Genomic DNA, 24360 nt, shown 5'->3' on the forward strand with positions numbered 1-24360 from the left:
AAGTTTATAGGTATAGGGCTTAGCGGGGCTTAGCGGGCCTTAGAGCTTAGCGGGGCTTCGCGGAGCTTGGCAAGATTTTTATACGTACAGGACTTAGTTTTACACGTACAGGACTTAGTAAAAATAGTGCAGAAATAGTACTGCAAGCATAGCGTGGGAGGGGAGAAATGGCGGGGCGCGATTCAGCACTTTTGACGGTCTCGGTTGCCGCAGAACTGGCCGGCATGCACGCGCAAACACTGCGGCAATACGACCGCCTGGGAATAGTAGTGGCACGGCGTACCAAAGGTGGAGGCCGGCGCTATTCACTAGCAGACGTAGAAAAACTGCAGGAAGTACAGCGGATGTCACAAGAAGAGGGCATCAACCTGGCCGGTATTTCCCAGATTTTAGAACTTAGAGAAGAGATCCGGAAGCTCGAAGAAAAACTGACGCGGGCTCACAACCGGGCCGCGCGCCTGCAAGCAGAACTTGATGCCCGTAAGGCGCGCGAACGGCGGGTTTTTGCTACCGGCTCGGATGGTTCCACCATCCAGGCTCCTTCGCCCGAACAGCTGCGCGCTTACCTGCGAGCCATGGCTACCGAAGCACAGCTACGCACGCTCGCCCAAATCGAAGCGGCCGGGCCCAACCAATCCACCAAGGCCCTCGTACCTTATGTAATGCAGTAAGGGCTTGCGAGGCTATAAAGCTCGTTATGCCGTAAAGGCTTGCGGTGTTATAAAGCTTGCGGTGCCATAAGAGCTGCAAAACTTGCAGATCGCCGAACCGCTCCCGGTCTCGCCTTTCACGACTAAAACTCACCTCGGCGCTATCCAAAATAAGCGCGGCGTATCCAGCCGCGTGCACATAGCAGTAAAAAATGGCCCGTGCCCGCCAATACTGGGCACGGGCCTAAAATGCCGGCCCGCAAGTTTGCGTTCATTTTCTGTTTGGGAAATCTTTATTCGTCTATGTTGCTATCTGCTACGGGGTGCGAAACTATCGCAAGGCAATTAATTTGAAGGACCGGGTTAACGGGTTTTGCGGGGCGCGAGAGGAGTAGTGTGAGGAGCGCAATGCCCGGTTCGAAGAACTCTGTGCAGTTGGAAAGATGCTGCGCAGTTTCGAAGCACGATGCCAGCTTTCGTAGGGATTGCGGGTGTTGCGGTCTTCCCCCAGAGTTGTGAGAAGTGAAAGGCACAAGTAGTGAAGAAAATAGCAACTGCGGTAGCCGCGTGGATCGCCGCTGCCGCCGTCGCGGTTTCACCACTCGTTTCTACGCCTCCCGCCATCGCCTCACTCGATGGCCAAGGGCTAGTAATTAACGAGGTGTATACCCGAGGTGGTTCCCAAGGGTCCGCCTATAACAAGAAATACGTAGAGCTTTATAATCCCACCGCATCTGAGGTTGACCTCACCGGTCTTTCTCTCGGTTACACCACTGCTAAGGGCCGGCCGCAAGAATCGCTGGCTTTGGCCGGGAAGATTCCGGCCGGTGGTTTTTATGTGATAACTGCCGGCGCTAATAATCCGGGTGCGGGGGAAGCTGTGCCGGAAGACGCAACGGCGTCGTTCAATTTGGCGGCAGGTGGCGGCACGGTAGTGCTGGCCCCCAGCGATACCATCGCGCAAGTTCCCACGCAGGGAGATGTGGCGGGTAACGCGCAGGTGGTCGACGCCGTTGGTTGGGGCACCGGTGTGGTTTACGAAAAGGCGCCCGCCGCGGCGTTGAGCAGGGCACAACGCGATGCCAGCTCTTATTCGCGCACAAACGGAAAAGACACCGACGATAACTCCGCCGACATCAGCGCCTTACCGGCCACTCCCGGAAAGGCAAATCAGGCTAACGGCGAAGACGCAGCTCCTGGAGAAGCGCCCGGTGCTGATCAAGGCACCGATGCAGGTACCGGGGAAGCACCTGGTGCTGGGCAACCCGGCACCGGCGAAGGCTCGGGTGAGGGCACGGGCGAGGCACCTGGCACCGAACCGGCCCCCGCGCCCGGTGGCGAGGAAACCACCGCACCAGAAACACCTACGATTGCGCCAATTCGGGATATCCAGGGCCCGGGTGATACCTCGCCGCTAGTAGACCAGGTGGTTACCACGCAGGGAATGGTCACCGCGGCTTACCCGGAAGGTGGGTTCAACGGCGTCTACATTCAAACTCCGAATGTAGAACACGATGGTGAGCGATCGGACGGGATTTTCTTGCACGGCAAGGGAATCGCGCAGGGCGTGGCCACCGGCGATATGGTCGAAGTAACCGGTACGGTTGCGGAATACTACGGGCTCACCGAAATCAAGGTGCAAAACTATAAGAAGATTGCGGCTCCGGAAGGAGCACAAGTTAAGGAAACTGTGATTCCGTGCGGCTCCGTTGCGGAACAGATGGAACCGTATGAGGGCATGTTGGTCAGCGTGAGCGGCCCGCTTACCGTTACGGATAACTATTCCACGAACCGGTATGGCGAGATCACTTTGGCTTGCGGGGAAGAACCGTTGTGGCAGCCTTCGGAGAAATATAATCCTTCCACGCACCCGGTAGAAATCGCGGAATTGGCAGCCGCGAATGAAAAGAACCAGATCCGTTTGGACGATGGGCGCTCGCAAGCTTTCCTCGGCCGCAATTCTGATCCAAATGTGCCGCTCCCGTATGTTTCGACTACCGATCCGGTGCGGGTGGGTGCGCCTGCAGAAATGCAAGGCCCCACGATTTTGGATTACCGCAATAGTGCATGGAAGTTGCAGCCGCGTTTCCCGGTCACTTTGAAAGATGGTACGGATCGTAGCCAAGAAGTAGTGAAGTTTGAGAATACGCGGACGGCTACGCCCGCAGAGGTGGGCGGCGATGTTTCTATTGCTGCTTTCAATGTGCTCAACTACTTCACTTCGTTAGGTGAAGACCAACAAGGTTGCCGCGGTTACACGGATCGGGAAGGTAAAACCACTGGCAGCGCGAACCGGTGCAAGGTGCGGGGCGCTTTTTCGAAAGCCGCTTTCGAACGCCAGGAAACTAAGATTGTGCAGGCAATTTCCGCGCTCGATGCGAGCGTGGTGGGTTTGCAAGAAATTGAGAACACTGCGCGGGTGACGGGTGATAATTCCCGCCGAGATGAAGCTTTGGCCCATTTGGTGGGAGCACTGAATGAATATGCGGGCAAGGATGTGTGGGCGTATGTGAAATCGCCGGCTCAGCTCCCGCAGGGAGAAGACGTAATCCGTTTGGCCTTTATCTATCAGAAGGCGAAGGTGACGCCGATTGGTGATTCGCAGATTCTCGATGACGATATTTATCGGGGTACTGCCCGCCAGCCGCTAGCCCAAAAGTGGCAAGCTTTGGATGAGGCAGGTAACCCGGCTGGCAAACAGTTTGTGGCGATCACGAACCACTTCAAGTCCAAGGGTTCTTTGGCCGCCGGCCACAAGGATGATACGGACGAATATCAGGGCAATAATAATAAGCTCCGCACCGCGCAGGCGCAGGCTTTGTACCGGTGGGTGGAGAGCGAGTTCGCGGATACCCCGGTATTCTTGCTGGGCGATTTCAATTCCTATTCGCAAGAAGACCCGATCCGGGTATTCACCGATTCCGGGTATTCGGATATCGGTATCGACAAGGCGCCAGGCCACTTCACGTATCAGTTCTCGGGCAGGGTCGGTTCGCTGGACCACGTGCTCGCTAACCCGGAAGGGGCGAAGCTCGTGGAGGGAGCAACGGCCTGGAATATTAACGCTCCGGAATCGATTGCGCTCGAGTATTCGCGCTACAACTACAACGTCAAGGACCTGTGGGATCCGCTAACCCCGTACCGGGCTTCTGATCACGATCCCTTCAAGTTCGGGATCAAGGTGTTCGACGCCGCTCCCGAGCCGCAGCCGACGACGCCGGCCCCCAAGCCGACGACGCCGGTGGCGCCGGAGCCTACTGCGCCGGTAACGCCGGCACCGACTGCACCGGTAACGCCTGAGCCTAAGGAAACAACGCCGGAACCGCAGCCGACTACTCCCGAGCCGCAGCCGACCACCCCCACCCCGGAACCGACTGCGCCGGTAACGCCGGAACCTACGGCTCCGGTAGAACCGAAGCCAACCACTCCGGCACCGGCTCCGTTACCATCGCAGGATCCCTCCGGTTTCCTGTATGTGAATACTTGGGGTAAGCCGGCAGCCGATTACACCTTCAATTACGGGAACCCGGCCGATGAGGTCTTTTTCGGCGATTGGGATGGTGACGGTATAGATACGCCGATGGTGCGCCGGGGTAATTCGTTCCTAGGTACGAATGCGCGTAACGGGATTGCCCAGTTCGAATTTGCTTACGGTGTGCCCGGGGACCGCGTAATTGTGGGAGATTGGGATGGAGACGGCAAGGATGGCCTCGCCGTCGTGCGGGGTAACCAAGTGTTGTACCGCAACTCCCTGACTTCCGGAGTGGCGGAAGGCCAGGTCAATTATGGCAATGCGGAAGATACCCTCCTGGCTGGCGATTTCGACGGCGATGGCCGCAGCGAATTGGCAGCTATCCGCGGGAGTCGGATTTTCGTGCAGGGCCAGCTGAGCGATACGCGGGGCCGTATCGAATTTGCGTACGGTACACCGGGCGATACTTACCTGGTAGGTGATTTCGACGGCGACGGCGCGGCCGGCATCGCGGTGAAGCGCGGCAATACCTTCTATCTGCGCAATACTTTGCGCACAGGGGTTGCGGAAGGCGAATACTCCTACGGTAACAGTGGCGATATTGCCTATTTGGGCGATTGGGACGGCAACGGTACAGACACCCCGGCGGTAGACCGGCGCTAGCTGAAGTTCGAGCTAAGGCTGGCGGCCTGCTCGGAGGTAGCTAAATACCAGTTGCCATGGCACATACAACCGAGGCGGGGAGATATTGCTCTTGGGCAATATCTCCCCGCCTGGCTACATCTCCCCGGCTGGCTACGCAGTATTAGCGGCCTCTTGGTTCTGACGCCTTCTAGAAGCACGATTGCGGATGATTAATTCTCCACACCAGTAGAGGTTAATTCCGCCTAAGAGACTGGTGAACAGCATGGCGGTGTCAAAATATGGGACTCCTGGCCGGGCCACCTTCAGGGAAACATAGCCCAAGACGATAGCGAAGGCGGTCAGTTCATGTAGCAAGTACATGTCGCCTCCTTTGACCTAACGCCTGATTGTGAATCTATCTTATACCCGCGCTGTGGATGCTGATGATGTTTATTCGCCCGCAGAAGCGCGGTTTAGGTGCGGGGAAGGTCCTGGCCGGGGCAGGTCTCTAGTACCTCGACCATGGCCGCGCGTTCTTCTGCAGTTACCGCAATCTCGTATTTTTGTTTCACAGCTACTTGCCGGGAGACGTATTCACAATGGAAAGCGGTGTTTGGCGGTAGCCAGGAAGCGGCATCCGAGTGGCCTTTCGATTCGTTTTCATGCCCCGAAACCGCGAGCAGATTTAGCGGATCGGTGGCCAAGGCGAAGCGTTTCGCGGGAACCCACTGGGCCGCACCCTTCTCCCAGGCGTCGTACAGTGCCACCACGTGATCGATTTGCACCGAGTTTGGATTCTTTTCTCGGTTGAAATGAATCTTTTTGCCCGAATACGGGTCGTTGAGCGTTCCGGTTCCCACCACGCATTGCGGTGGCATATTCTTCCCTTTCCAATATTTCGGGTTCTGCAACTGCTGGCCCAAAATCTCGTTGCGTTCATTGCAACCGTCACCGTCCGTATCCGGCCAGCCGTGCCCCAAACCAAATTCGGCGCGGTCATAGTCTTTACCCTGCGTATCCGTGTTAGCTGCCGTGGCGGCGGGCAGATTGCGCGCCGCGGTGAGTGCGTCCCCGCCGGCTACTGGTTGGGAAATAAAATCGGTGGGCTGTTGCGCTTCTTGCCCGGCCTTGCCCCAGGAAAACGAATCCACAACGAGCGCGCCGAACACGAATAGCACGATCAAAAGCATGATAAAGCGATTCGTTTTCCGCATGCGTTCCTGTTTACGCCGGCTCGGAGCCCGCCGTTTCCCGGTTTTTGGTCCCCCTTCGCCAGGCCGGGAAGAATTGCCGACGCCGTTCAGCGTGCGTTGCAGTTTCTCCCTGCGGGCGCGGTTCTGGTGAGAGTCATGGTGGCTGGGTCGGAAAGATTGTGCCATTGCCCCAGGATAGCGCGCTGCGGCGTCGGCGCCACTAAACACCGCCTACCGCACAGTGCTTGCCGCGCGCTACCGGCGGTGGAATCCGCGCTACTCGCCGCGCGCTTCCCGCTACCGCACCTCCTTTCGAAGCCCTAAAGTTGCGGTGCAGAAAACCTGCCGCCGCGGGTGGCAGAGGTCTAGACTTGGTGTTTATTGGCATGAGCGAGGCGGCTGGTTTCCGGCGGAAATCGCGGCCGCACGGCTAGGCGCACGAACATGCGCTCAGCGGATGCGAATAGCGGATGCGAACAGTGGAAAGGGAGAGAATGGCGCAGGCCCTCAACTCGGAAAAGATTGCCGAATACGCAGAAAAGTTCGCGGCAGACGCGCGGGCACGGATCGTTCAGAACGCGGTCACCCAAACGCCGATCGCAAAGGTAGCGGAGGATCGTGAGGTCATTAACTCGATCGATCCTTCGATGTCCGTCAAGGTAGATAAGTGGCCGGTTACGAATCAGAAGAAATCGGGGCGGTGCTGGCTGTTTTCCGGGCTGAATTCTTTTAAGGACGCAGTGTATGCCGAAACCGGGCTGAAGAATTTTGAGTTCTCCCAGAACTACCAACATTTTTATGACAAGCTCGAAAAGGCCAACTATTTCCTCAATTCCATGATTGAGCTGGCCGATTCCACTTCGGAACGCGATGATCGCACGGTTCACTTCCTGCTTTCGGATCCGATTGGTGATGGTGGCCAGTGGAATATGTTCGTGGCTTTGGTGGAAAAGTACGGCGTGGTTCCCAAGTATGCGATGCCGGAAACCGAATCTTCCTCCAATACCGGCGCGATGAATCGCACCCTGGAAATGTTGCTGCGGCGCGCGGCGCGCGATATTCGTAACGCGCCGGCGGGGGAGCGCGAAGAAATCCGGGCCACCACGATGGAACAGGTCTACCGGGTGCTTGCTATTCATTTGGGCACCCCGCCGCAGAAGTTCCTTTGGCAGTGGGAAGATAAAGACGGCGAGTTCCACCGCGAAGGCGAGTTCACGCCCCAAGAATTTGCGCGTAAGTACGCGCCGAATCTGGGCGAATACGTGTGCGTGGTAAATGATCCGCGCAATGCATACGGCAAGCTCTACACGGTAGACCGGCTCGGCAATGTGGTGGGCGCCAAGCCCGTCACCTACCTGAATGTGCCGATTGCAGTGATCCGCCAGGCGGTTATTGCCGAACTGCAAGATGGCCGCCCGGTATGGATGGGCTGCGATACCACCAAGCAGGCAGACCGCGACCGCGGTATTTGGGACGGTCAGCTCTACGACTACGAAGGCACCTACGGGATCGACCTGGAGATGTCGAAGGCGGATGAGCTTCGCTTCGGCGAATCTATGATGACCCACGCCATGGTCTTCACCGGGGTGGATCTGGTGGATGGCCAGCCGCGCCGCTGGCGGATCGAAAACTCGTGGGGCGAAGGAATGGGCGATAAAGGTTTCTGGACCATGAATGATTCCTGGTTCGACCAGCACGTATTCGAAATCGCGGTGCCAGCTTCCCGCCTGCCCGAAGAATACTTGCCCGTACTGGAAACCGAACCTGCCGTACTTCCCGCTTGGGATCCGATGGGTTCGCTCGCCCGCGGCTAAGACCCACCGCATCGGTACCCGCGCGGTTAGCGGATGAATCGGTACCCGCGGGGTAAGCGGGTGAATCAGTACCTGCGCGGTAAGCAGGTAAATAGGTACTCACGCGGTAAGCGGGTGAATCAGTACCCGCGCGGTAAGCGGGTAAATCGGTACTCGCGCGGTTAGCGGGCGGGTACTTGGAAGAAAACACACGAACTGCGGGCCGGGGCGAACGCGATGTAGCGCCCGGCCCGCAGCTAGTAATAAGGAGAGTGGTTGGCTGTGACAGCCGCCGATATTTCTACCACGCAGTTAGCCCAGTGGGCACAAGATTTTACGGACGACGCCGCCGCCCGGCTGGCGCAAAATGCCGTCACTCAAAATCCGGTTTCTCGCCTGGCCCAAGATCCGGGGCGGGCCGCCGCGCTGGAAGGCGCCACTTTCTCCCTCAAAGTCGATAAGTGGGAAGTTTCGAACCAGAAGCAGTCTGGCCGGTGCTGGATGTTTGCCGGCTATAACGCGGCGGGCCGGCCGGGCGTGCTCCGGGCTACCGGTTTGGAAAACTTCGAGTTTTCCTTCGCCTACTTGCAGTTCTTCGACCAGCTCGAAAAAGCCAATGTGTTCTTGGTGCACATGGAAGAACTGGCAGACGTTCCTTTTCCAGGCGAGTTCTTGACGCCGAGCGAATCGGTGCAAACCGAACGCGATGCGCGCACGGTGGCCACCATGCTGGAATCTCCGGTGGGCGATGGCGGCTGGTGGACGTCTTTCACGAACCTGGTGAAAAAGTATGGGGCCGTGCCCAAGTACGCCATGCCGGAAATCGAATCGAGTTCGAACACGAAGGAAATGCACGCGGCGCTCGTGCGGCGCTTGCGGCGCGCCGCCTGGGAAATGCATACTTCCCCGGCCACTGAGCGGCCGCAACTACGCACCCAAGCCCTGGCCGATGTGTACCGGATTTTGCGGATCCACCTGGGCACCCCGCCCGAAAAGTTCATGTGGCAATGGGAAGATAAAGACGGCAAGTTCCACCGGGAAGGGGAACTCACCCCACAAGAATTCGCGGCCCGCACGCTTCCCGATCTGGACGATTATCTGTGCTTGCTCGCCGATCCGCGCCTTACCGTTGGTGAGTCCTATGTGATTGACCGGAGCGAATCTATGCTCGGCAAACCGCAAGTTTTCTGCGTGGTCCCCATGGAAGTGCTACAGAGTGCTACCGTGGCCACGCTCCGCGAAGGCGAACCCGTGTGGATGGCCTGCGATGTGGGGCAAGATATGGACCGCAAAAAGGGTATTGGCGATCCGCAACTGTTCGCACGCGGTGAGTTGTACGGCGTGGACATGAGCCTAGAACGGCACGCCGGAATCTGCACCAAGGAATACCTGCCCACCCACGCCATGGCATTCACCGGTGTGGACCTGGTAGACGAGGTGCCGCAACGGTGGCGGATCGAAAACTCTTGGGGTGAAGAAAACGGCGCGAAAGGCTACTTCACGGTTTCCGACGCGTGGTTCACCGAACACACCTACCTGGTAGTGGTCAAGGAAAACGCGATCCCGGCAAAATGGCGGGAACGCGTGCTCGCCGCGGCCCAGGCCACCCCGCACGTCCTACCCATTTGGGACGTGCTCAGCTAACCAGAGAAACGCTACGCTCATGCCCAAGACCCCAACAAAGCCGGCTAGCTCCGAAACTGATCCGTGCGGTCGCTATGCGCCCAGCCCCACGGGTGAACTACATTTGGGAAATTTGCGGACGGCTTTGTTGGCTTGGGCGCTCGCGGCCCGGCACGGGCGGCATTTTGTGCTCCGCATGGAAGATCTCGATAGGGAACGCAGCCGGCCGGCGTACGCGCAAGCCGAGCTGGCAGACCTGGCGGCTATCGGGATCACGTGGGATGAGCCGGTGCAGTACCAATCGTGCCGCGGCGCTTTGTATGAGCGCGAGTTTGCGCGTTTGCAGGCGGCCGGTTTGCTCTATGAGTGTTACTGCACGCGCCGAGATTTAGCGGAAGCGGCGAGCGCACCAAACGGAACGCCCGGTATTTATCCGGGTACGTGCCGCGCTTTGGGCCCGAAGCAGCGGGCAGCTGGCCGCGCAAAACTGGCGGGAATGCGGCGCGGCCCGGCTTTGCGCCTGCGTGCGCAAGTGCGCGAGTTAACGGTGCGCGACGCCGTGGCCGGTACCTTTACGGGGCCGGTAGATGATTTTGTGATCCGGCGCGGAGATGGAGTTTTTTCCTACAATTTCGTTTCCGTGGTAGATGATTGTGCAGCGGGAGTGCGGGAAGTTGTGCGCGGGGCAGACCTGTTGGCTTCCACTCCCCGCCAGGTCCATTTGCAGCAGCTTTTGGGTTACCCAAGGCCAGATTATTACCACGTGCCCATGGTGTTTAATTCGGCGGGCCGGCGCTTAGCTAAGCGCGACGGCGCCGTTACGCTTAGCCGCTTACGCGCCTATGGTTGGGACGGGCCGAGTGTGGTCAAACTCCTCGCGAAGTCTTTGGGCATTGTGCTTGGCAGTGGGGGTACGGCGCGCGAATTGGCCTGCGAGTTCGCGCAGAAGCTAACCTTGGACGCACTTCGTTGCGATCCATGGTACGTAGACGTGGAGAAGCTCGAAGCTGGCCCGGCGCTTGCCAGCTAGGACCAGCCAGAACTAGTCATAAGCAGTTAGGACCGGCCAGAAGCAGCTAGGGCCGGCCAGAACTAGCTAGAAGCACTAGGTGCTACCGGCATTGTATGCGGCGGCTTTAGCGCGATCGCGCGCGGCGGCTTTGCCGCGGTCGCGTGCGGTGGCTTAGTACGTGGGACTTTTAGTAACCCGCGGCTCAAAACATGAAATAGATGAACAGGGCGATGATTACGATGATTGCAATACCGCCAAAAACCCATCGCAGCGCGCGGCGCTGTTTTTTCGGAAGGTAATCCTCGCCGGGCACGTAGCCGCCAAAATCGTAGCCGCCATGTTGATCGGCGCGATCACCAAAAAGCATGGATGGTGGGTTGTTATCGGCGGTTGTGGAGTGGGCATCCTCGCTCGAACCGCGCCGCGAGGAGTCCGTACGTCGTCCCCAGAAAGCCATCGTTCTTTCCCCTCCACCGCGAATCGATTGCGCCAATCACGTGGCATCACGCGAAAGGTGCCTAGCAGGACCGCTAATTGCACTTAGTCTAGTGTGATCTGCCCCCAGATATGCAGGCCGTGTCACTTTTTGGAAGGGAATGTTGGGCTTGTTGGGCTTGCCCGCAAGTTGTTGATATTTTTCTAGGTGGCTTCCAAGAATACTTTATGCCCACCAACAAAACGTAATTAACACAAAGCGGTGTTGGACGTATAGATTATTTCATGTCGCGAAGAATAGCGTTTGGCAACAGTTGCGGTGCCTATGGTGGTGGTTTTTCTCCTGCAAAATGAGTTACCTTCAATCGGGAGAGTCGCTTGCTCTTCCTGCCCTTTGGTTGGTGGGTGCCACCATAGGGTGGATGGCATTATTCGCTGAGGTGTGGGCAGCCCTGCTAATCCGGCAGAGAGCTTTAGCCCGCCGCCTGCCCGTTCACGCGTAACGTCATATCGGCACCAAATCGTTAACTAAGTACTTAAGTGTGTTGAAAGCTAATCCGTCATGGCTAATTAAAGAAGTGGTCGAAATGAATGTGAGGAAACTTCCTTAAAAGTGTTGACGGGGTCCGCGCTCCAATATAAAATGATTCCATTCACGCAAAATGTGTGGTGTTCAGAACGCTACGGTTTGAAGGTCGGTGAAGCAATGAGAACGAAAAAACGTGGGCTAGCGGTTGCCGTTTCAGCTCTTCTTCTTTCTAGCGGGCTTGGCATTAATGGTCTGTTGCATGCCGCGATCTGAACCGTCTTGACTGATCGACGGACGTACAAAATGGTGGGGCGTGGCTCAGGCGGCTCCTTGAGCTACGCCCCACCCTTCTCTTTCTGTTGTTGAAAGTGAGGGCTGAATTGGCACGAGTATTGCTTGCAGAGCTGAGAACTTCGCGTAGCCGGTGGTGGTCACTGTTGCTTGCAGGTGTTTATCTTTTGGTTGCCTTGTTACTGTCGGAACGCGACGGTTGGAAGGTGTGGCTTAATGAAGCATCTATTTCCGCGGTTGCGGGGATCGTGTTCACCGGCATTCTAATTCCCATAATTGCGGCTATTGAGCAACAGATTTGGCGCAAGAGTACGCTTTCGGAACTCGGCGGAGTGACGCCTGGTAAGAAGTTGCTCGCCACAGCTGTGCGCCTGGGCGTTAATATGTTTTATTTGGCCTTGGTGCCGCTCGTAATTTCAACCGTGGTAATCCGCATTATGGCCGGGATAGCGGGCGCAGAAAATGGTATTTTCACACCGGTCTACGCGGCGCTGTGCGTCGTCTTTGCCTGCGCATTAATCTGCATAGGGAGCGCAATTGGCGATATGCTCCCCTCGCGCATTGCCGCGATAGTGGCGGCCGCAGTTGTAGGATTTGTGCTTTCTACGTATCTTTCCCCCGCACCGGCAGCTAATGATCCGTGGACGAAGGTGTCCTTGGCCGGCTATGGAGCAACCATAGGAACCCTATTGGGCGGCATTGTTTTGTTGCTACTCGGAGCCTTGATCAGGGGTGAATCAAGAGGAAATGTTCGTGTCACTACGGCGCAGTTGGCGCGTGGCAGTGGAGTTTCGATCCTTGCCATTGCCTGTGTTGCTTTGTTCTTTAACGGGCCGGTACGGGTTAACGGTGCCTTGCGAGATCCGCAGCCAGGAGTATGCGCGGAAAAGGGTGGGGCACGGGCCTGTGTATGGCCGGGCGATGAGGTGCGTCTGCCCTTCCTGCTCAATGTCGCGCAGAAGCTTGCTCGTATTTACGAAGCCCTAGGTGAACCGCGGGAAACTCTTACCGTCGTCGAAAAACAAATAATTGGCGGGGATTACACCGTAAGCCCAATGACCGGCGGCGATGGTGGCTTGTGGCTTGCTGCAGATTCGGTTGCCTTCGAAATGCTGGCTGACCGGATGGGGCAGGCGCAAACGGTGTGCCCCACAGTAGAAAAATCCCAGGAAGAATTAAGTGCCGAATGGGATATGAACTGGAAACTAAACGAAGTGTTCACGCAATATCTTTTCGGTGGCGAAAGGCCTCCGGAGGTCGAAGTTGAAGATGCGGCAATTGATGCCTCTTTGGGGGAGATTCGGGCGAAAACGCGTTCCTGGAGTGAAGCGCAACAAGCGGACTGGATCGTTTCCAATATCAAGGCGATAGATAACTGCGAAAGGCTGAAAGATGCAGATTAAAATTGAAGGCCTGGCTCAGGGATATGGAAGTAAAACCGTTTTCAGTGGAGTATCGATGGATGTCGGTCCCGGAATTACTGCTCTGATTGGCGAAAACGGTGCTGGAAAAACTACTTTCCTGCGTACTTTGATTACCCAACTTCGGCCGAAAGCCGGGCGGATTCTTTATGACGACGCCGTACCTGGTACTGCGCGTGCCCGGCGCAATTTGCGGGAGCGAATCGGCTACTTACCACAAGAATATGAGGCTGACAGCCGGTTTACGGTAGAAGATATTCTGCATTACACAGCCTGGATGAAAGGCGCGAGTTCCCGCGCCGATTTTGACGCGATACTAAAGCTCGTAGATCTAAGCGAATCTCGAACCACTAAATACGGCAAACTTTCCGGCGGCATGAAGAGGCGAGCAGCGATCGCGAGCGCGGTGGTAACTGATCCGGATTTGGTTGTTCTTGACGAGCCGACTGTTGGCCTGGATCCAGCACAAAGGATTCGTTTCCGGGCTTTGCTTGACAAAATTCGGGATAAGACCGTAATCGTTAGTACGCACCTTATTGAAGACGTGGTGGCTTCCGCGGATCGCGTGGTGGTGCTTTCTAACCATGGGGTTGCGTTTCAGGGTACGCCCGATGAGCTTGCGGCACGCAGTGTGGTGGCGGCTGCGCCGGGCGCGCCGCAGTTGGGCAAGCTTGAACAAATCGAACAGAGCTTCTTGCAACTTATTGGGGAAAGTAATGTGTGAGCGGCCAGGAGACTCTACACAAAATTGTAGAAACAATAGGGAAGTGGGCCAGGTGCGGGGAGCTTGGCTGGCGATAAAAGCGCGAAACGGGCAGGTGCTTATCCCCGTGCTTTTCGTAGCGAGTCTTGCGCTTGGCCATATGAGCAAAGCTACTTACAATTTCATGGCACGTGGCGGTTTGCAGGTGCCTTTGTTCAATGCTGCTACCGTGGTTTTCGGTATTTTGGTGGGCTTGCTCGTGGTGGCTGGCACGCCCCAAATGGAGGCCTTAGCCAGGTATCGCCCGGCGGTAGTGGCGTGTGTGCTGGTGGTTATAGGCGAGATTTGCGGGTGTTTGGCTCTGGGTATTGGGCTGTGGGTGGCGCAAGGGAGTTTTTCTCCGGAAAACATTTTGCACCTGTGCCGGTTGGCATTGTTTTATGGTGCTTTGGGGATTTTCTCTAGCGTTTTTTGGGGCAGGTCGCTCGGGTGGTTGTTGCCGGTGGTTTCGGTCCCGCTATGTTTCTTCCTTGGGGTGGACGGAAACGGGATCCCTTATCCCTGGAATCCGGTATCCGCTCCGATTACGGACTGGCCGGCCACTGTGCTAGTGGCTACCTTGCTGGTCGTTTCGCATGGGTACCTGGTTTATAAACCGTGGACGGTGCGTGGGGGAAACTAGTGGCGAGAAGTGCTTTGGGGTAAAGTCGCGCCGGCCTACCTCTTCTCTTAGCGCTAAAGTGAATCGGCTTGCCGTCGCCCTGCTTTCCATTACTAGAAACCGTGCCTTGTATAAGACAATTCGTAACTAGCTGATACTCTGTTCACTTCGAGCCGAGCTGGGGACTTAAGGCCTAAAGAGGGTTATGCTGGTTCGGTGCCTAAAGCACGATGTGGCCAAGGGAGCTTTGCCCTTAAAACAAGGGAGCTTCACCCTTAATAACAGGGGTGTATGTTTCCGCAACTAAGGAGATGGAAATGGCGTATATCACTCTTACTGATCGGTCGGTTATCGTTACCGGTGCCGGATCTGGTGTGGGCCGCGCGATTGCACGTGCGGTGGCCGCGCAGGGTGCGTATGTAGTCGTCGGGGATATCAATGCGGAAACCGCGCAGGAAACCGTGGATATGATCGCGCAGGAAGGCGGCCAGGCAAGCGCCGTCGTCGGCGATATTTCGGCATCGGAAAACGCGGCGCAGCTGGTAGCAGAAGCCGTGGCGCACGGGCCATTGCGCGGCGTGGTGAGCAACGCGGGCGTTATGGACAACAACGCGGGTGTTGGTGAATACGAAGAAAAGCGTTTCGATCTGATCTTCGCAATCAACGTGCGCGGCCCCTTCCAGCTTCTGAAGGCGGCGATGCCCGAACTGAAGAAGAATGGTGGCTCGATCGTAAACATCGCCTCAGCCGCGGCCATTCGCGGTGCGGCAGCCGGCGTTATCTACACGGCGTCCAAGCACGCCATTGTGGGCCTGACGAAGAACACTGCCTACCGCTACGCGAAAGAAGGGGTGCGCTGCAACGCCATTCTCCCCGGCGGGGTAAATACCAACATTGGCAAAGAAATGGCCAAGCTCAACCTGGACCCGCAGTCGATGGAAGTCTTCGCTGGGCTACAGCAAGCGTCCGTGCGCATTGCCGAACCGGAAGAGATCGCGCATACCGCCGTATACCTGCTGGCCGATGAAACCAGGAACATCAACGGCGCGCTCATCAACCACGACGCCGGCTGGTGCGCTGGATAAAAGACGCGCCTTCTAGGGTGGAGGGCGCTCCCGGAGGGCTGCGTGTTGCCTACGGGCGGTGTTGGTTACTTCCCTAGTGGTGAGGGGCAAGCCCAGTCTTGCCCCTCTTCTTTTTAACTTCCTCTTAACTTCCCCATCTTCCCCACGGGTGTGTTGAGTTGTGGTTGAGTTGGGGAGGCTGGTTTGCGTGATGGAGTGGCTGAAGTGGCGGATTGGTGCGGTTTGCGGGCGATTTTGGAGCTTCCCCTTAACTTCCCCATCTTCCCCACCGGTGTGTTGAGTTGTGGTTGAGTTGGGGAGGCTGGTTTGCGTGATGGTGTGGTTTAAGTGGCGGGTTGGTGCGGTTTGTGGTCGGTTTTGAGGCTTCCTCTTAACTTCCCCATCTTCCCCATCTTCCCCATGGGGGTGTTATGTTGTGGTTGAGTTGGGGAGGTTGGTTTGCGTGATGGGGTGGCTGAAGTGGCGGATTGGTGCGGTTTGTGGTCGGTTTTGGAGCTTCCCCTTAACTTCCCCATCTTCCCCACGGGTGTGTTATGTTGGGGAAGATGGGGGACGAGATTCTGGGAAGGCCTCTGGAAGATGTGGTCAAGGAGATTCGCGATATTGCTACTGACACCCAACGTATTGAGGTGAAGAGCTCGGTAGGTAAGGATATTTTGCCTACCCTCAGTGCCTTTTCGAATTCTGGGGGAGGCATCCTCATTATCGGCTTGAGCGAACGGGAGGGATTCACGGTCGCAAAGGGTTTCGATGCGTCTGCCGCGCAGAACGCGTTGGTCTCCCGCTGTAATCAAATGACTCCGCGAGTGCACCCTGAGATACGGATCGAGCCATTTGAAGGGTCATCTGTAATCGTAGCGAGTGTCCCTGAGATCTCCGCGCATGAAAAACCATGCTACGTAACGGAAAGAGGAAGATACGGGGGATCTTTCCGGAGGTCTGGTGAAGGCGACCAAAAACTGTTGCAATATGAAGTTGACCGGCTATTGGAAGAACAACGCCCTCCGCGCTGGGACGAAGATCCCGTCGAAGAAGCTGAATTGGCAGATCTTGACAGCCATGTCCTCAATGCGTTTCTAGAGTCACAGCGGGCTATTCGGCCACGAACCTTTGCGGATGGGCAGGAAACTGCACTGACCCGACTGAAAGTTTTAAAGGACGGCAAACCCACGCTGGCGGCCTTGCTGGCAATGGGAGAGTATCCGCAAGAATTTTTCCCGCGCCTCACCGCAACTTTTGCGCTCTTTCCGGGTACTTCAAAAGGGGATATTGGGACCGGCTCCCGGATGCTAGATTCCAAGTCTTTTGCTGGCCCGACACATGAGATCGTGGAGAATGTGGTGAGTGCGGTACGCGTGAATATGCGTGAGGGTGGGTTTATTGGGGAAGTCTACCGTGAGGAACTCCCGGATTATCCGCTCGTCGCCGTACGCGAAGCCATCGTTAATGCTCTCATGCATCGTGACTATTCGCCGCAGGCGCGGGGCACGCAAGTGCAAGTAAATATGTTTGTGGATCGCTTGGAAATAATGAGCCCGGGTGGGTTATATGGCGGCGTAACCCTTGAATCTCTCGGCACCGCGGGGCAAAGTTCCACCCGCAATGAGCGGCTGGCGACCTTCTTGGAAAGCCCAGCCTTGCCCGGCGGGGCCTTGGCAGAAAACCGCGGAACAGGAATTCAAGTTATACAGACTGCGCTTGAAAGAGCTCTAATGCCACCTGCGGAAATGTATAACGATCTCACTCAGTTCACGATTATCTTCCGGAAACGACGCGTGGCACCAACGGAACGTTATGCGACAGCGTATGACAAAGTGAAAGCACAACTCGAGAGCCAAGAGAGTGCTAGCACCACGGAGTTAATGGAGAAAACCAAGCTCAGCCGTACTTCCATACAGCGCGCAATAAACAGGCTGATCGAAGATGGTATAGCTGAGCCAACTGAACCACCGCGGAGCCCTAGGCAAAGATACCGGGCCCGCTAACCGTATAGGAGACCTTTCCCGGACGGGTTGTCACTGCCGAGTGCACCCGGGCAGGTTGCCGACACCTAGAAATGCCGGGAGAAATCGGCGACGGCGGCGAACTTTCCTTGCGGGGCAACCCGTACCAAATCCGCGGGCGCAAGTTTTACGGAAAGCGTGCGCTTCCCACCAGAAACCAGCATGTATTCCAGCTCGCGCGCGGATTCATCAATAAAAGTAGGCGAGGTGATCTTTTGCCCGAGCGGGGAAATCCCACCCGTCACGTAACCGGTACGGCGTTCCGCGGCCGCCGGATCCATCATCGCGGCCTTCTTCCCGCCCGCAGCTTTCGCCAAAGCCTTCAAATTGAGCATCGCATTAGCCGGCACCACCGCTACCACCGGTTTACCATCGACCTCCGCCAGCAAAGTCTTGAATACGGTAGCCGGATCCAAACCCAAGGCCTGCGCCGAATCTAACGCATACCCATGTTCCATATGCGCGGCGTGTTCATATTCGACCTCCGTGAACGGCACCCCAGCCTGCTCCAAAACTTGCAAAGCCGGAGTCGCCGCCGCGCCCGGCTTTTGGCCCGCCGCCCCGCTACGCCCGCGGTCTCGCTTCTTCTTTGCCATACTTCCTAGGGTAGTACCTTCCCGCGCGGCCCCACGCCAGCGGAGATACGGCGTCGTACCCGCTAGTGTTGGCAACCCGGACACCAGAAGAGGCGGCGGCCAGCCATTTTTTCTTCGGCGATTGTGGCGCCGCAACGCACGCAAGGCCGGCCGGTGCGATGGTAGGCCACAAAGCGGGAAAGTTCCGGGTCATCTGCGGGGATTGGGTCGGGCTGGTATTCCGGCGGGATGGTAATAATGATGCCGGTAGCTACGTCCTTGCTCATGTAAAAGCACAGGTCATCCCAAAGTTTTTCCCATCTTTGCACGGATACCTTGTTGGCGGGCCGGTGCGGGGAAATCCCGATATGCCACAAACAATCTGCCCGGTAAATATTGCCCGGCCCGGCCACAAGCGACTGGTCCATTACCGCCTGCCCGGCAGGAATGCGCCGGCGGCGCACGCCCTCCACGAAGCGCTCCCGATCGCCGGGCTGATTCCGGATCGGATCGGGCCCCAAAGTGGCAAGCTTTTCTTGCACCTCGGCGCCCGTCAAAATATTGCATTGGGCCGGGCCGGTCAGCTGCGCCACCGCCGCCGCCCCCACAATGCGCAGCCGCGTAGTAGGCCGCGGGGCAAGCGCGGCCGTGACTTCAATATTGTCTTCCGGAAATTGAAGCGAGGTAGTCATGTCCTTCCCGCCATCAGTAGCTTGCCGCATAGCCGCCATCATCCCGGAATCTTCCGTCGGGGAAATCTGAATCCCGGCGCCCCCTAAATCTGCTACGCCGGCTCCCGCAAAAGCCCATTTTCCGTACAAACCCAAATGGATCTGCAACCACACCGGGCCTTCCTCGCCCAGCTCCGCCTCCGGAATTACTAATTCCGCGTTTTCTGCGGGGGCGTTTTCCGCAGAGGAGTTTTCAGCCGCGTGCGGGTGCGCCGCAACCACCGCGTTAGCGCTTTCCGCAAACGCCGTGCCAGCGCTCTCCGCAAACGCGGAATTGGTAGGAACTGAAACCGCGGAATTGGTATCGGTGGCTGCAACCGGCGGGGCGGGCGCATCGGCCGGCGAAATAGGTGCATCGGCTGGCAGGGCAGGCACATCGGCCGCAGAAAAGAAGGGCCAGAAAAGATGTTTGCCCCAGGCTTGGGCCCGGCCGGGGATGCGGCCATCGAGTATTTGTGCCCCGGCCGCGAAGCGCCCTTGCGGGGAAGAAGTATGCACGGGCCGCCCGCCAAATAGTGTGGTGAGAATCCGGGCATGCCGGTGAATGGAATGGCCCTCAGGCATTTCTGCGCTCCTGCTCCTCGTTCCGCTCAACTTAGCTATGACTCTATAAAAATGCTATCTGGAGACATTCGATTATAGGTGGGCAGGGGTTTTCGGGACATGCCCTAGCTCTCTCAATCCCGTCGCAGCCGCGCCGCGCGTCCCCGGCCGCAGCCGCGCCACGCGTTCCCCAGCTGCAACCTGTGCCCAGTCCTTCCCAGTTGCGGTCTGCACCGCGCCTCTCGGCCGCAGTCTGCGTCTTGCTCTCCCGTACACGTCCCTCTGCCCTGCGCCACATAAACTCAGGAAAGCTTGAGTGGAATAGACTCAAGAACTTGCGCGTTGTCTTTATCGGACGGGGAAACTACAAGGGTGAACCGGCCGCGCAAGGTACGAACCGGCAAGGCCTTAGCCACAGCGTAGGTACGTGTTACGACGTCGTTCTGCGGCGGCTGGCAGCCACGGCTGGCTACGGCGGCGGCGTTTTACTGCGGCGCGCTACGACGGCGGCGCGCTACGGCGTCGGGCTGCGGCGTAGCGTTGCGGCGGCACACACCACGGCAATGTTCCCCATGAGGAGAATTGGAGAAAATGGATAAGTACACAACGAAATCACAGGAGGCGCTAGCACAAGCTGTGCAGCAAGCAACTGTGGCAGGCAATCCGCAAGTGGAGCCGCTACATTTGCTAGGCGCACTCCTGGAACAGGAAGGCGGGGTTGCCAACGGTCTGCTGGAAGCCGTGGGTGCGAACCGTGCGAATATCGTCAACCGCGTGAATGGGGCATGTGCGGCTTTGCCGGCAACCAGTGGCGCTTCGGTACAAAACCCGCAAGCGGCACGCACTCTCGCGCAAGTACTCAGCCAGGCAGGGAAGGAAGCCACCGCGCTTTCCGATTCCTACATTTCCACCGAGCACTTGCTGCTTGCCCTGGCCGAATCCCAATCCCAGGCAGGGGAAATCTTGCGGGCGGAAGGCGCTACCCATGAAGCACTCATGGCAGCGCTCCCGAATGTGCGCGGATCGGCACGCGTCACTTCCCCCGACCCGGAAGGCACCTATAAGGCGCTCGAAAAGTACGGGCAGGACCTCACGCAAATGGCTCGGGAAGGAAAAATGGATCCCGTGGTGGGCCGCGATAGCGAAATCCGCCGCGTTATCCAAGTACTCTCGCGCCGCACAAAAAACAACCCGGTACTAATCGGGGAGCCCGGCGTCGGGAAAACTGCGATCGTAGAAGGGCTCGCCCAGCGCATGGTAGACGGCGATGTGCCCGAGTCCTTGCGCGGCAAGCGGCTCATTCAGCTCGACGTAGCTTCGATGGTTGCGGGTGCCAAATACCGCGGCGAATTTGAGGAACGGTTCAAGGCCGTGCTCAACGAAATCAAGGATGCCGACGGCGAAATCGTCACCTTCATTGACGAAATCCACACCATTGTGGGTGCCGGTGGAGGTTCCGAAGGCGCCATGGACGCGGGCAATATGCTCAAGCCCATGCTCGCCCGCGGGGAACTGCGGCTCATTGGCGCCACCACGCTAGACGAATACCGCGAACACATCGAAACCGATCCGGCCCTAGAACGCCGCTTCCAACAGGTGTACGTGGGAGAACCGAGCGTGGAAGATACGGTAACTATCTTGCGCGGTATCGCACCCAAATACGAAGCACACCACAAGGTGACCATCACGGACGGCGCCCTGGTAGCCGCCGCACAACTTTCGAACCGGTATATTACCGGCCGGCAACTACCCGATAAGGCAATCGACCTGATCGACGAAGCCGCCTCGCGCCTGCGGATGGAACTCGATTCTTCCCCGGAAGAGATCGACACCTTGCAACGGCAGGTAGACCGCCTAAAAATGGAGGAATCCTACCTTGCCGATACGGAAGATCCAGACGCTGCCACCACGGAACGGCTCGCCGAAATCCGTGCCGAACTGGCCGATAAGCAAGAAGAACTCTCCGCGCTCAACGCGCGCTGGGAATCCGAAAAAGCGGGCCGCAACCGGGTGGGCGATTTGCGCGTACAACTTGATGATTTGCGCACGCAACTCGAACTGGCCATCCGCGAAGGACGCTTCGAAGATGCCGGCCGCCTACAAAACCGGGACATCCCGGGCGTAGAACGCCAAATCGAACAAGCCGAAGCGGCCGAAAAATCCGGTGCCGGTAAGGAAACCGAACCCATGGTGGCCGAACGGGTTGATTCCGAAGAAATCGCGGAAGTCGTAGCCGCATGGACGGGCGTACCGGTAGGCAAACTACTACAGGGCGAAACCGAAAAACTACTCAATATGGAGCAGGAGATCGGCAAGCGGCTCATCGGCCAAGAATCTGCGGTGCGCGCGGTATCCGACGCGGTGCGGCGCTCGCGGGCCGGCGTTTCTGATCCGAACCGCCCCGATGGTTCCTTCATGTTCCTCGGCCCCACCGGTGTGGGTAAAACCGAACTGGCGAAATCTTTGGCGGAGTTCATGTTCGACGACGAACGGGCCATGGTCCGTATCGACATGTCCGAATACGCGGAGAAACACACCGTTTCGCGGCTCATTGGTTCCCCTCCGGGGTACGTGGGCTATGAGGAAGGTGGCCAGTTGACGGAAGCGGTACGCCGCCGCCCGTACTCGGTAATCTTGCTCGACGAAGTGGAGAAGGCCCACCCGGACGTCTTTGACGTTTTGCTGCAGGTGCTCGATGATGGCCGGCTCACGGATGGGCAGGGGCGAACCGTGGACTTCCGCAACACCATCCTCATTATGACTTCTAACCTGGGTTCTGCTGCGCTCGCGGATCCGAGCCTGGGCGAAGAGGAGAAACGTAATGCGGTAATGGTGGATGTGCGGGCCCACTTCAAGCCAGAGTTCTTGAACCGTTTGGACGATATTATTATCTTCCAGCCTTTGACGATCGAACAGATCGGCAAGATCGTAGACCTGCAGGTGAGCCAGTTGGAGGCACGGCTGGCCGAACGGCGCATCCACTTGGATGTAACCGCGGCAGCCCGCGACTATCTGACTTTGGAAGGATACGATCCGGCCTATGGGGCCCGCCCGCTACGCCGGCTCATCCAACGCGAAATTGGCGACCAGCTGGCCCGGGAAATCTTGGCCGGGCACGTGGAAGATGGCGATACCGTCCGCGTAGACGTAGCCGTAGGCGATGTGCCCACGGATGCGCAAGGCCGGCGGCACGGCCTCAACCTCACCGTGGAAGATAAAGCTACCGCGGAAGGCGTGGAAGCCTAAAAAACTGAGAGGCCTCGGCTACTGCGCCGAGGCCTCTTTTGTGACTAATATCGGGGGAAGGTCCCCGAAAAACCAACGACGGTGGAAGAAGATGATGGAAATGGCCGAAGAACGTATTGAAGACGTCATTATTGTTGGAAGCGGGCCGGCGGGATGGACCGCCGCAATCTATGCCGGCCGGGCCGGCCTCAGCCCGCTCGTATTAGCTGGGAAAAAACCTTTGGGCGAACTAATGCGCACCCACCGTGTATACAATTTCCCCGGCTTCGCCGAAGGCATCGAAGGCGGGGAGCTTATGGACGAAATGCGCGTGCAAGCTCTGCGTTTCGGGGCGGGCGTGATCTACGAAGAAGTAACGGGCTTCGCGCTATCTGAGCCCATCAAAGTGGTCCGTACCGATGAACGCGTGTACCGGGCCAAGGCCGTGATCTTGGCGGTGGGAGCACGGGCCCGCCAGCTCGGAATTCCGGGAGAAAACGAATTTGCGGCCCGCGGGATTTACTACACTTCCCGCGTGAACGGCCCGGACCTAGAAGGCAAAGAAGTGGCCGTAGTAGGCGGGGGAGATTCTGCGGTGATCGCCGCTTCCTTCCTTTCCCGCTTCGCCCGGAAAGTGCATCTCATCCACCGGCGCGACCACTTGCGGGCGGTTAGCCCACTGGCCGAACGCGTGCAGGACGCCGAGAACATTGAGATCCACTGGAATACGGAAATCACCCAGGCACTCGGCCAGCGCGATGGGAATCTGGAAGCAATCCGGGTACGTACCGCGGCGTCGGCCGCAAACGGAGGCACCAGTACCGAAAGTGCGGAAAACGCTACGGAAACCGATATTCCGGTAGATTCGCTTTTCGTGGAGATCGGCCGGGAACCGAATACTACGCTTTTGCAGGAGGAACTAGACCTGGGGTCCAATGGCTACATTTTGGTGCAGGCACCATCTTCGCGCACCAGCCGTTCCGGCGTCTTTGCCTGCGGTGATGCGATCGATCCGGTGTACAAGGAAGCGATCAACGCGGCCGCTTCCGGGTGCCGGGCAGCTATCGATGCGCAACGGTACGTAGAAGATATCGACGCCGTCGCCGCCGCCAAGTAAGCCGTGGAAGCCGCCAAGCAGGCCGTAGAAGCTGCCGCTAGGCAGACCGTGGAGGCCGCCGGCAAGCAGGCCGTGGGGGAAACGAGCGCCGAGCCGCTAGGTAGGGGCCGGGCTGGCAAGCAGGCGCTACGCGGCGCGAGACGCTACCGCGTAAGCGCCGGCCCACGGTTGTGGAGTGTTATCTAGTTGCCGAAAATGGGCTTGTGCTCCGGACGGCTGGCCTGCCAGCTGGCTCGCCTGCGCGTTTGCTTGCGCGCCTGCCTGCGCGCTTGCCTCGTACAAAGCGTGGCGGTGGGCTTGGCGGCGGCGTGCCCGGCGGCGCACCATTACGAAGCAGGCGATAGGGCCCGCAAAAGGTATGAGCGCAATCGCGCACCACAGCACTTTCACGCTCACCGGTAGGGAAGAAAGCGCCACCCAGTTGAGGGCGAGAAGGAAGAGAATCAAAGCGAGTGCGCAGGCGGCCAACACCAAACCGATTACGCCGATCACGGCCGGGAGGTTCAAACCGCGCACCATGTCCATGAGCTTGTCCATGTTTTAAAGCTAGGGCGGGCCGGGCGAAAAGGGATGGGCGCCAGCTCTCTTCGATGGTAGACCTAGGTGTACCATCGGGCGGCGCCCGGCTCCGCCGCGCGGCAAGTTTCCGTGGCCAGTGCCGTGCCAGCTGGATA

General features: G+C 58.0%; 20 protein-coding genes. 14 read left to right on the forward strand and 6 right to left on the reverse strand.

The annotated features are described in order from the left end of the window. Window positions 1-167: 167 nt before the first annotated feature. The 3 genes from H8274_RS01325 to H8274_RS01330 all read left to right on the forward strand — a co-directional run bounded on the left by H8274_RS01325 (window position 168) and on the right by H8274_RS01330 (window position 4785). Window positions 168-671 (forward strand): heat shock protein transcriptional repressor HspR, encoded by a 504-nt coding sequence (locus tag H8274_RS01325; RefSeq protein WP_049620025.1) that lies wholly within the window; start codon window positions 168-170, stop codon window positions 669-671. Window positions 672-753: 82 nt separating this feature from the next. Continuing rightward, on the forward strand, window positions 754-999 hold the full coding sequence (locus H8274_RS09955; RefSeq protein ID WP_221884753.1) for a hypothetical protein: 246 nt from the start codon (window positions 754-756) through the stop codon (window positions 997-999). 189 nt (window positions 1000-1188) lie between these two features. Beyond that, window positions 1189-4785 carry an ExeM/NucH family extracellular endonuclease gene (locus H8274_RS01330; protein WP_185933630.1) on the forward strand — a complete coding sequence of 1199 codons (3597 nt, stop codon included), beginning with the start codon at window positions 1189-1191 and terminating at the stop codon, window positions 4783-4785. Between the two features lie 132 nt (window positions 4786-4917). On the opposite strand, the gene H8274_RS01335 is transcribed toward H8274_RS01330, so the two are convergent. Further along, window positions 4918-5127, reverse strand: coding sequence for a hypothetical protein (locus tag H8274_RS01335; protein ID WP_185933631.1), 210 nt, complete (start codon window positions 5125-5127; stop codon window positions 4918-4920). 92 nt (window positions 5128-5219) lie between these two features. Then, window positions 5220-6125 carry an HNH endonuclease family protein gene (locus H8274_RS01340; RefSeq protein ID WP_185933632.1) on the reverse strand — a complete coding sequence of 302 codons (906 nt, stop codon included), beginning with the start codon at window positions 6123-6125 and terminating at the stop codon, window positions 5220-5222. Between the two features lie 308 nt (window positions 6126-6433). On the opposite strand from H8274_RS01340, the gene H8274_RS01345 reads away from it, so the two are divergent. The 3 genes from H8274_RS01345 (at window position 6434) to gluQRS (ending at window position 10385) form a co-directional block, all read left to right on the forward strand. Beyond that, window positions 6434-7753 (forward strand): C1 family peptidase, encoded by a 1320-nt coding sequence (locus H8274_RS01345; protein ID WP_074662520.1) that lies wholly within the window; start codon window positions 6434-6436, stop codon window positions 7751-7753. Window positions 7754-8014: 261 nt separating this feature from the next. After that, a complete protein-coding gene (locus H8274_RS01350) occupies window positions 8015-9376 on the forward strand; it encodes a C1 family peptidase (protein ID WP_244924600.1) in 1362 nt (453 codons plus the stop codon). A 19-nt stretch (window positions 9377-9395) separates the two neighbouring features. Continuing rightward, window positions 9396-10385, forward strand: coding sequence for a tRNA glutamyl-Q(34) synthetase GluQRS (gluQRS, locus tag H8274_RS01355; protein ID WP_074662527.1), 990 nt, complete (start codon window positions 9396-9398; stop codon window positions 10383-10385). A gap of 184 nt (window positions 10386-10569) precedes the next feature. Here the strand turns inward: gluQRS and H8274_RS01360 are convergent, their stop codons facing one another. Beyond that, entirely contained in the window at window positions 10570-10824 is a 255-nt protein-coding gene (locus H8274_RS01360; protein ID WP_074662530.1) for a hypothetical protein, read from the reverse strand. Window positions 10825-11828: 1004 nt separating this feature from the next. On the opposite strand from H8274_RS01360, the gene H8274_RS01365 reads away from it, so the two are divergent. The 5 genes from H8274_RS01365 to H8274_RS01385 all read left to right on the forward strand — a co-directional run bounded on the left by H8274_RS01365 (window position 11829) and on the right by H8274_RS01385 (window position 17477). Continuing rightward, the gene (locus H8274_RS01365) at window positions 11829-13025 is read left to right on the forward strand and encodes a hypothetical protein (protein ID WP_185933633.1); all 1197 of its coding nucleotides are present in this window, start codon (window positions 11829-11831) and stop codon (window positions 13023-13025) included. Further along, a complete protein-coding gene (locus H8274_RS01370; RefSeq protein WP_065415065.1) occupies window positions 13015-13767 on the forward strand; it encodes an ABC transporter ATP-binding protein in 753 nt (250 codons plus the stop codon). Before H8274_RS01365 ends, H8274_RS01370 begins: the two co-directional genes overlap by 11 nt. A gap of 163 nt (window positions 13768-13930) precedes the next feature. Next, a complete protein-coding gene (locus tag H8274_RS01375; protein ID WP_221884754.1) occupies window positions 13931-14428 on the forward strand; it encodes a hypothetical protein in 498 nt (165 codons plus the stop codon). A gap of 296 nt (window positions 14429-14724) precedes the next feature. Continuing rightward, window positions 14725-15492, forward strand: coding sequence for an SDR family NAD(P)-dependent oxidoreductase (locus H8274_RS01380; protein ID WP_083330093.1), 768 nt, complete (start codon window positions 14725-14727; stop codon window positions 15490-15492). Between the two features lie 545 nt (window positions 15493-16037). Then, window positions 16038-17477: an ATP-binding protein gene (locus H8274_RS01385; protein ID WP_185933634.1), complete on the forward strand. Its 1440-nt coding sequence runs from the start codon at window positions 16038-16040 to the stop codon at window positions 17475-17477. A 65-nt stretch (window positions 17478-17542) separates the two neighbouring features. On the opposite strand, the gene ybaK is transcribed toward H8274_RS01385, so the two are convergent. Beyond that, window positions 17543-18091 (reverse strand): Cys-tRNA(Pro) deacylase, encoded by a 549-nt coding sequence (gene ybaK / locus H8274_RS01390; protein WP_185933635.1) that lies wholly within the window; start codon window positions 18089-18091, stop codon window positions 17543-17545. Window positions 18092-18153: 62 nt separating this feature from the next. After that, the gene (locus H8274_RS01395; protein ID WP_074662541.1) at window positions 18154-19365 is read right to left on the reverse strand and encodes a zinc finger domain-containing protein; all 1212 of its coding nucleotides are present in this window, start codon (window positions 19363-19365) and stop codon (window positions 18154-18156) included. Window positions 19366-19679: 314 nt separating this feature from the next. Here H8274_RS01395 and H8274_RS01400 point away from each other — a divergent pair, with 314 nt between their 5' ends. The 3 genes from H8274_RS01400 to H8274_RS01410 all read left to right on the forward strand — a co-directional run bounded on the left by H8274_RS01400 (window position 19680) and on the right by H8274_RS01410 (window position 23686). Continuing rightward, window positions 19680-19943: a hypothetical protein gene (locus tag H8274_RS01400; protein WP_185933636.1), complete on the forward strand. Its 264-nt coding sequence runs from the start codon at window positions 19680-19682 to the stop codon at window positions 19941-19943. Next, window positions 19936-22590 (forward strand): ATP-dependent chaperone ClpB, encoded by a 2655-nt coding sequence (gene clpB / locus H8274_RS01405; RefSeq protein WP_185933637.1) that lies wholly within the window; start codon window positions 19936-19938, stop codon window positions 22588-22590. Before H8274_RS01400 ends, clpB begins: the two co-directional genes overlap by 8 nt. 100 nt (window positions 22591-22690) lie before the next feature. Next, window positions 22691-23686 carry an NAD(P)/FAD-dependent oxidoreductase gene (locus H8274_RS01410; RefSeq protein ID WP_185933638.1) on the forward strand — a complete coding sequence of 332 codons (996 nt, stop codon included), beginning with the start codon at window positions 22691-22693 and terminating at the stop codon, window positions 23684-23686. Window positions 23687-23812: 126 nt separating this feature from the next. Here the strand turns inward: H8274_RS01410 and H8274_RS01415 are convergent, their stop codons facing one another. Further along, window positions 23813-24223 (reverse strand): hypothetical protein, encoded by a 411-nt coding sequence (locus H8274_RS01415; RefSeq protein WP_185933639.1) that lies wholly within the window; start codon window positions 24221-24223, stop codon window positions 23813-23815. Window positions 24224-24360 lie beyond the last annotated feature (137 nt).

Origin of the sequence: Actinobaculum suis (assembly GCF_900618115.1) — a bacterium.
In the GTDB taxonomy this organism is placed as follows: Bacteria; Actinomycetota; Actinomycetes; order Actinomycetales; family Actinomycetaceae; genus Actinobaculum; species Actinobaculum suis.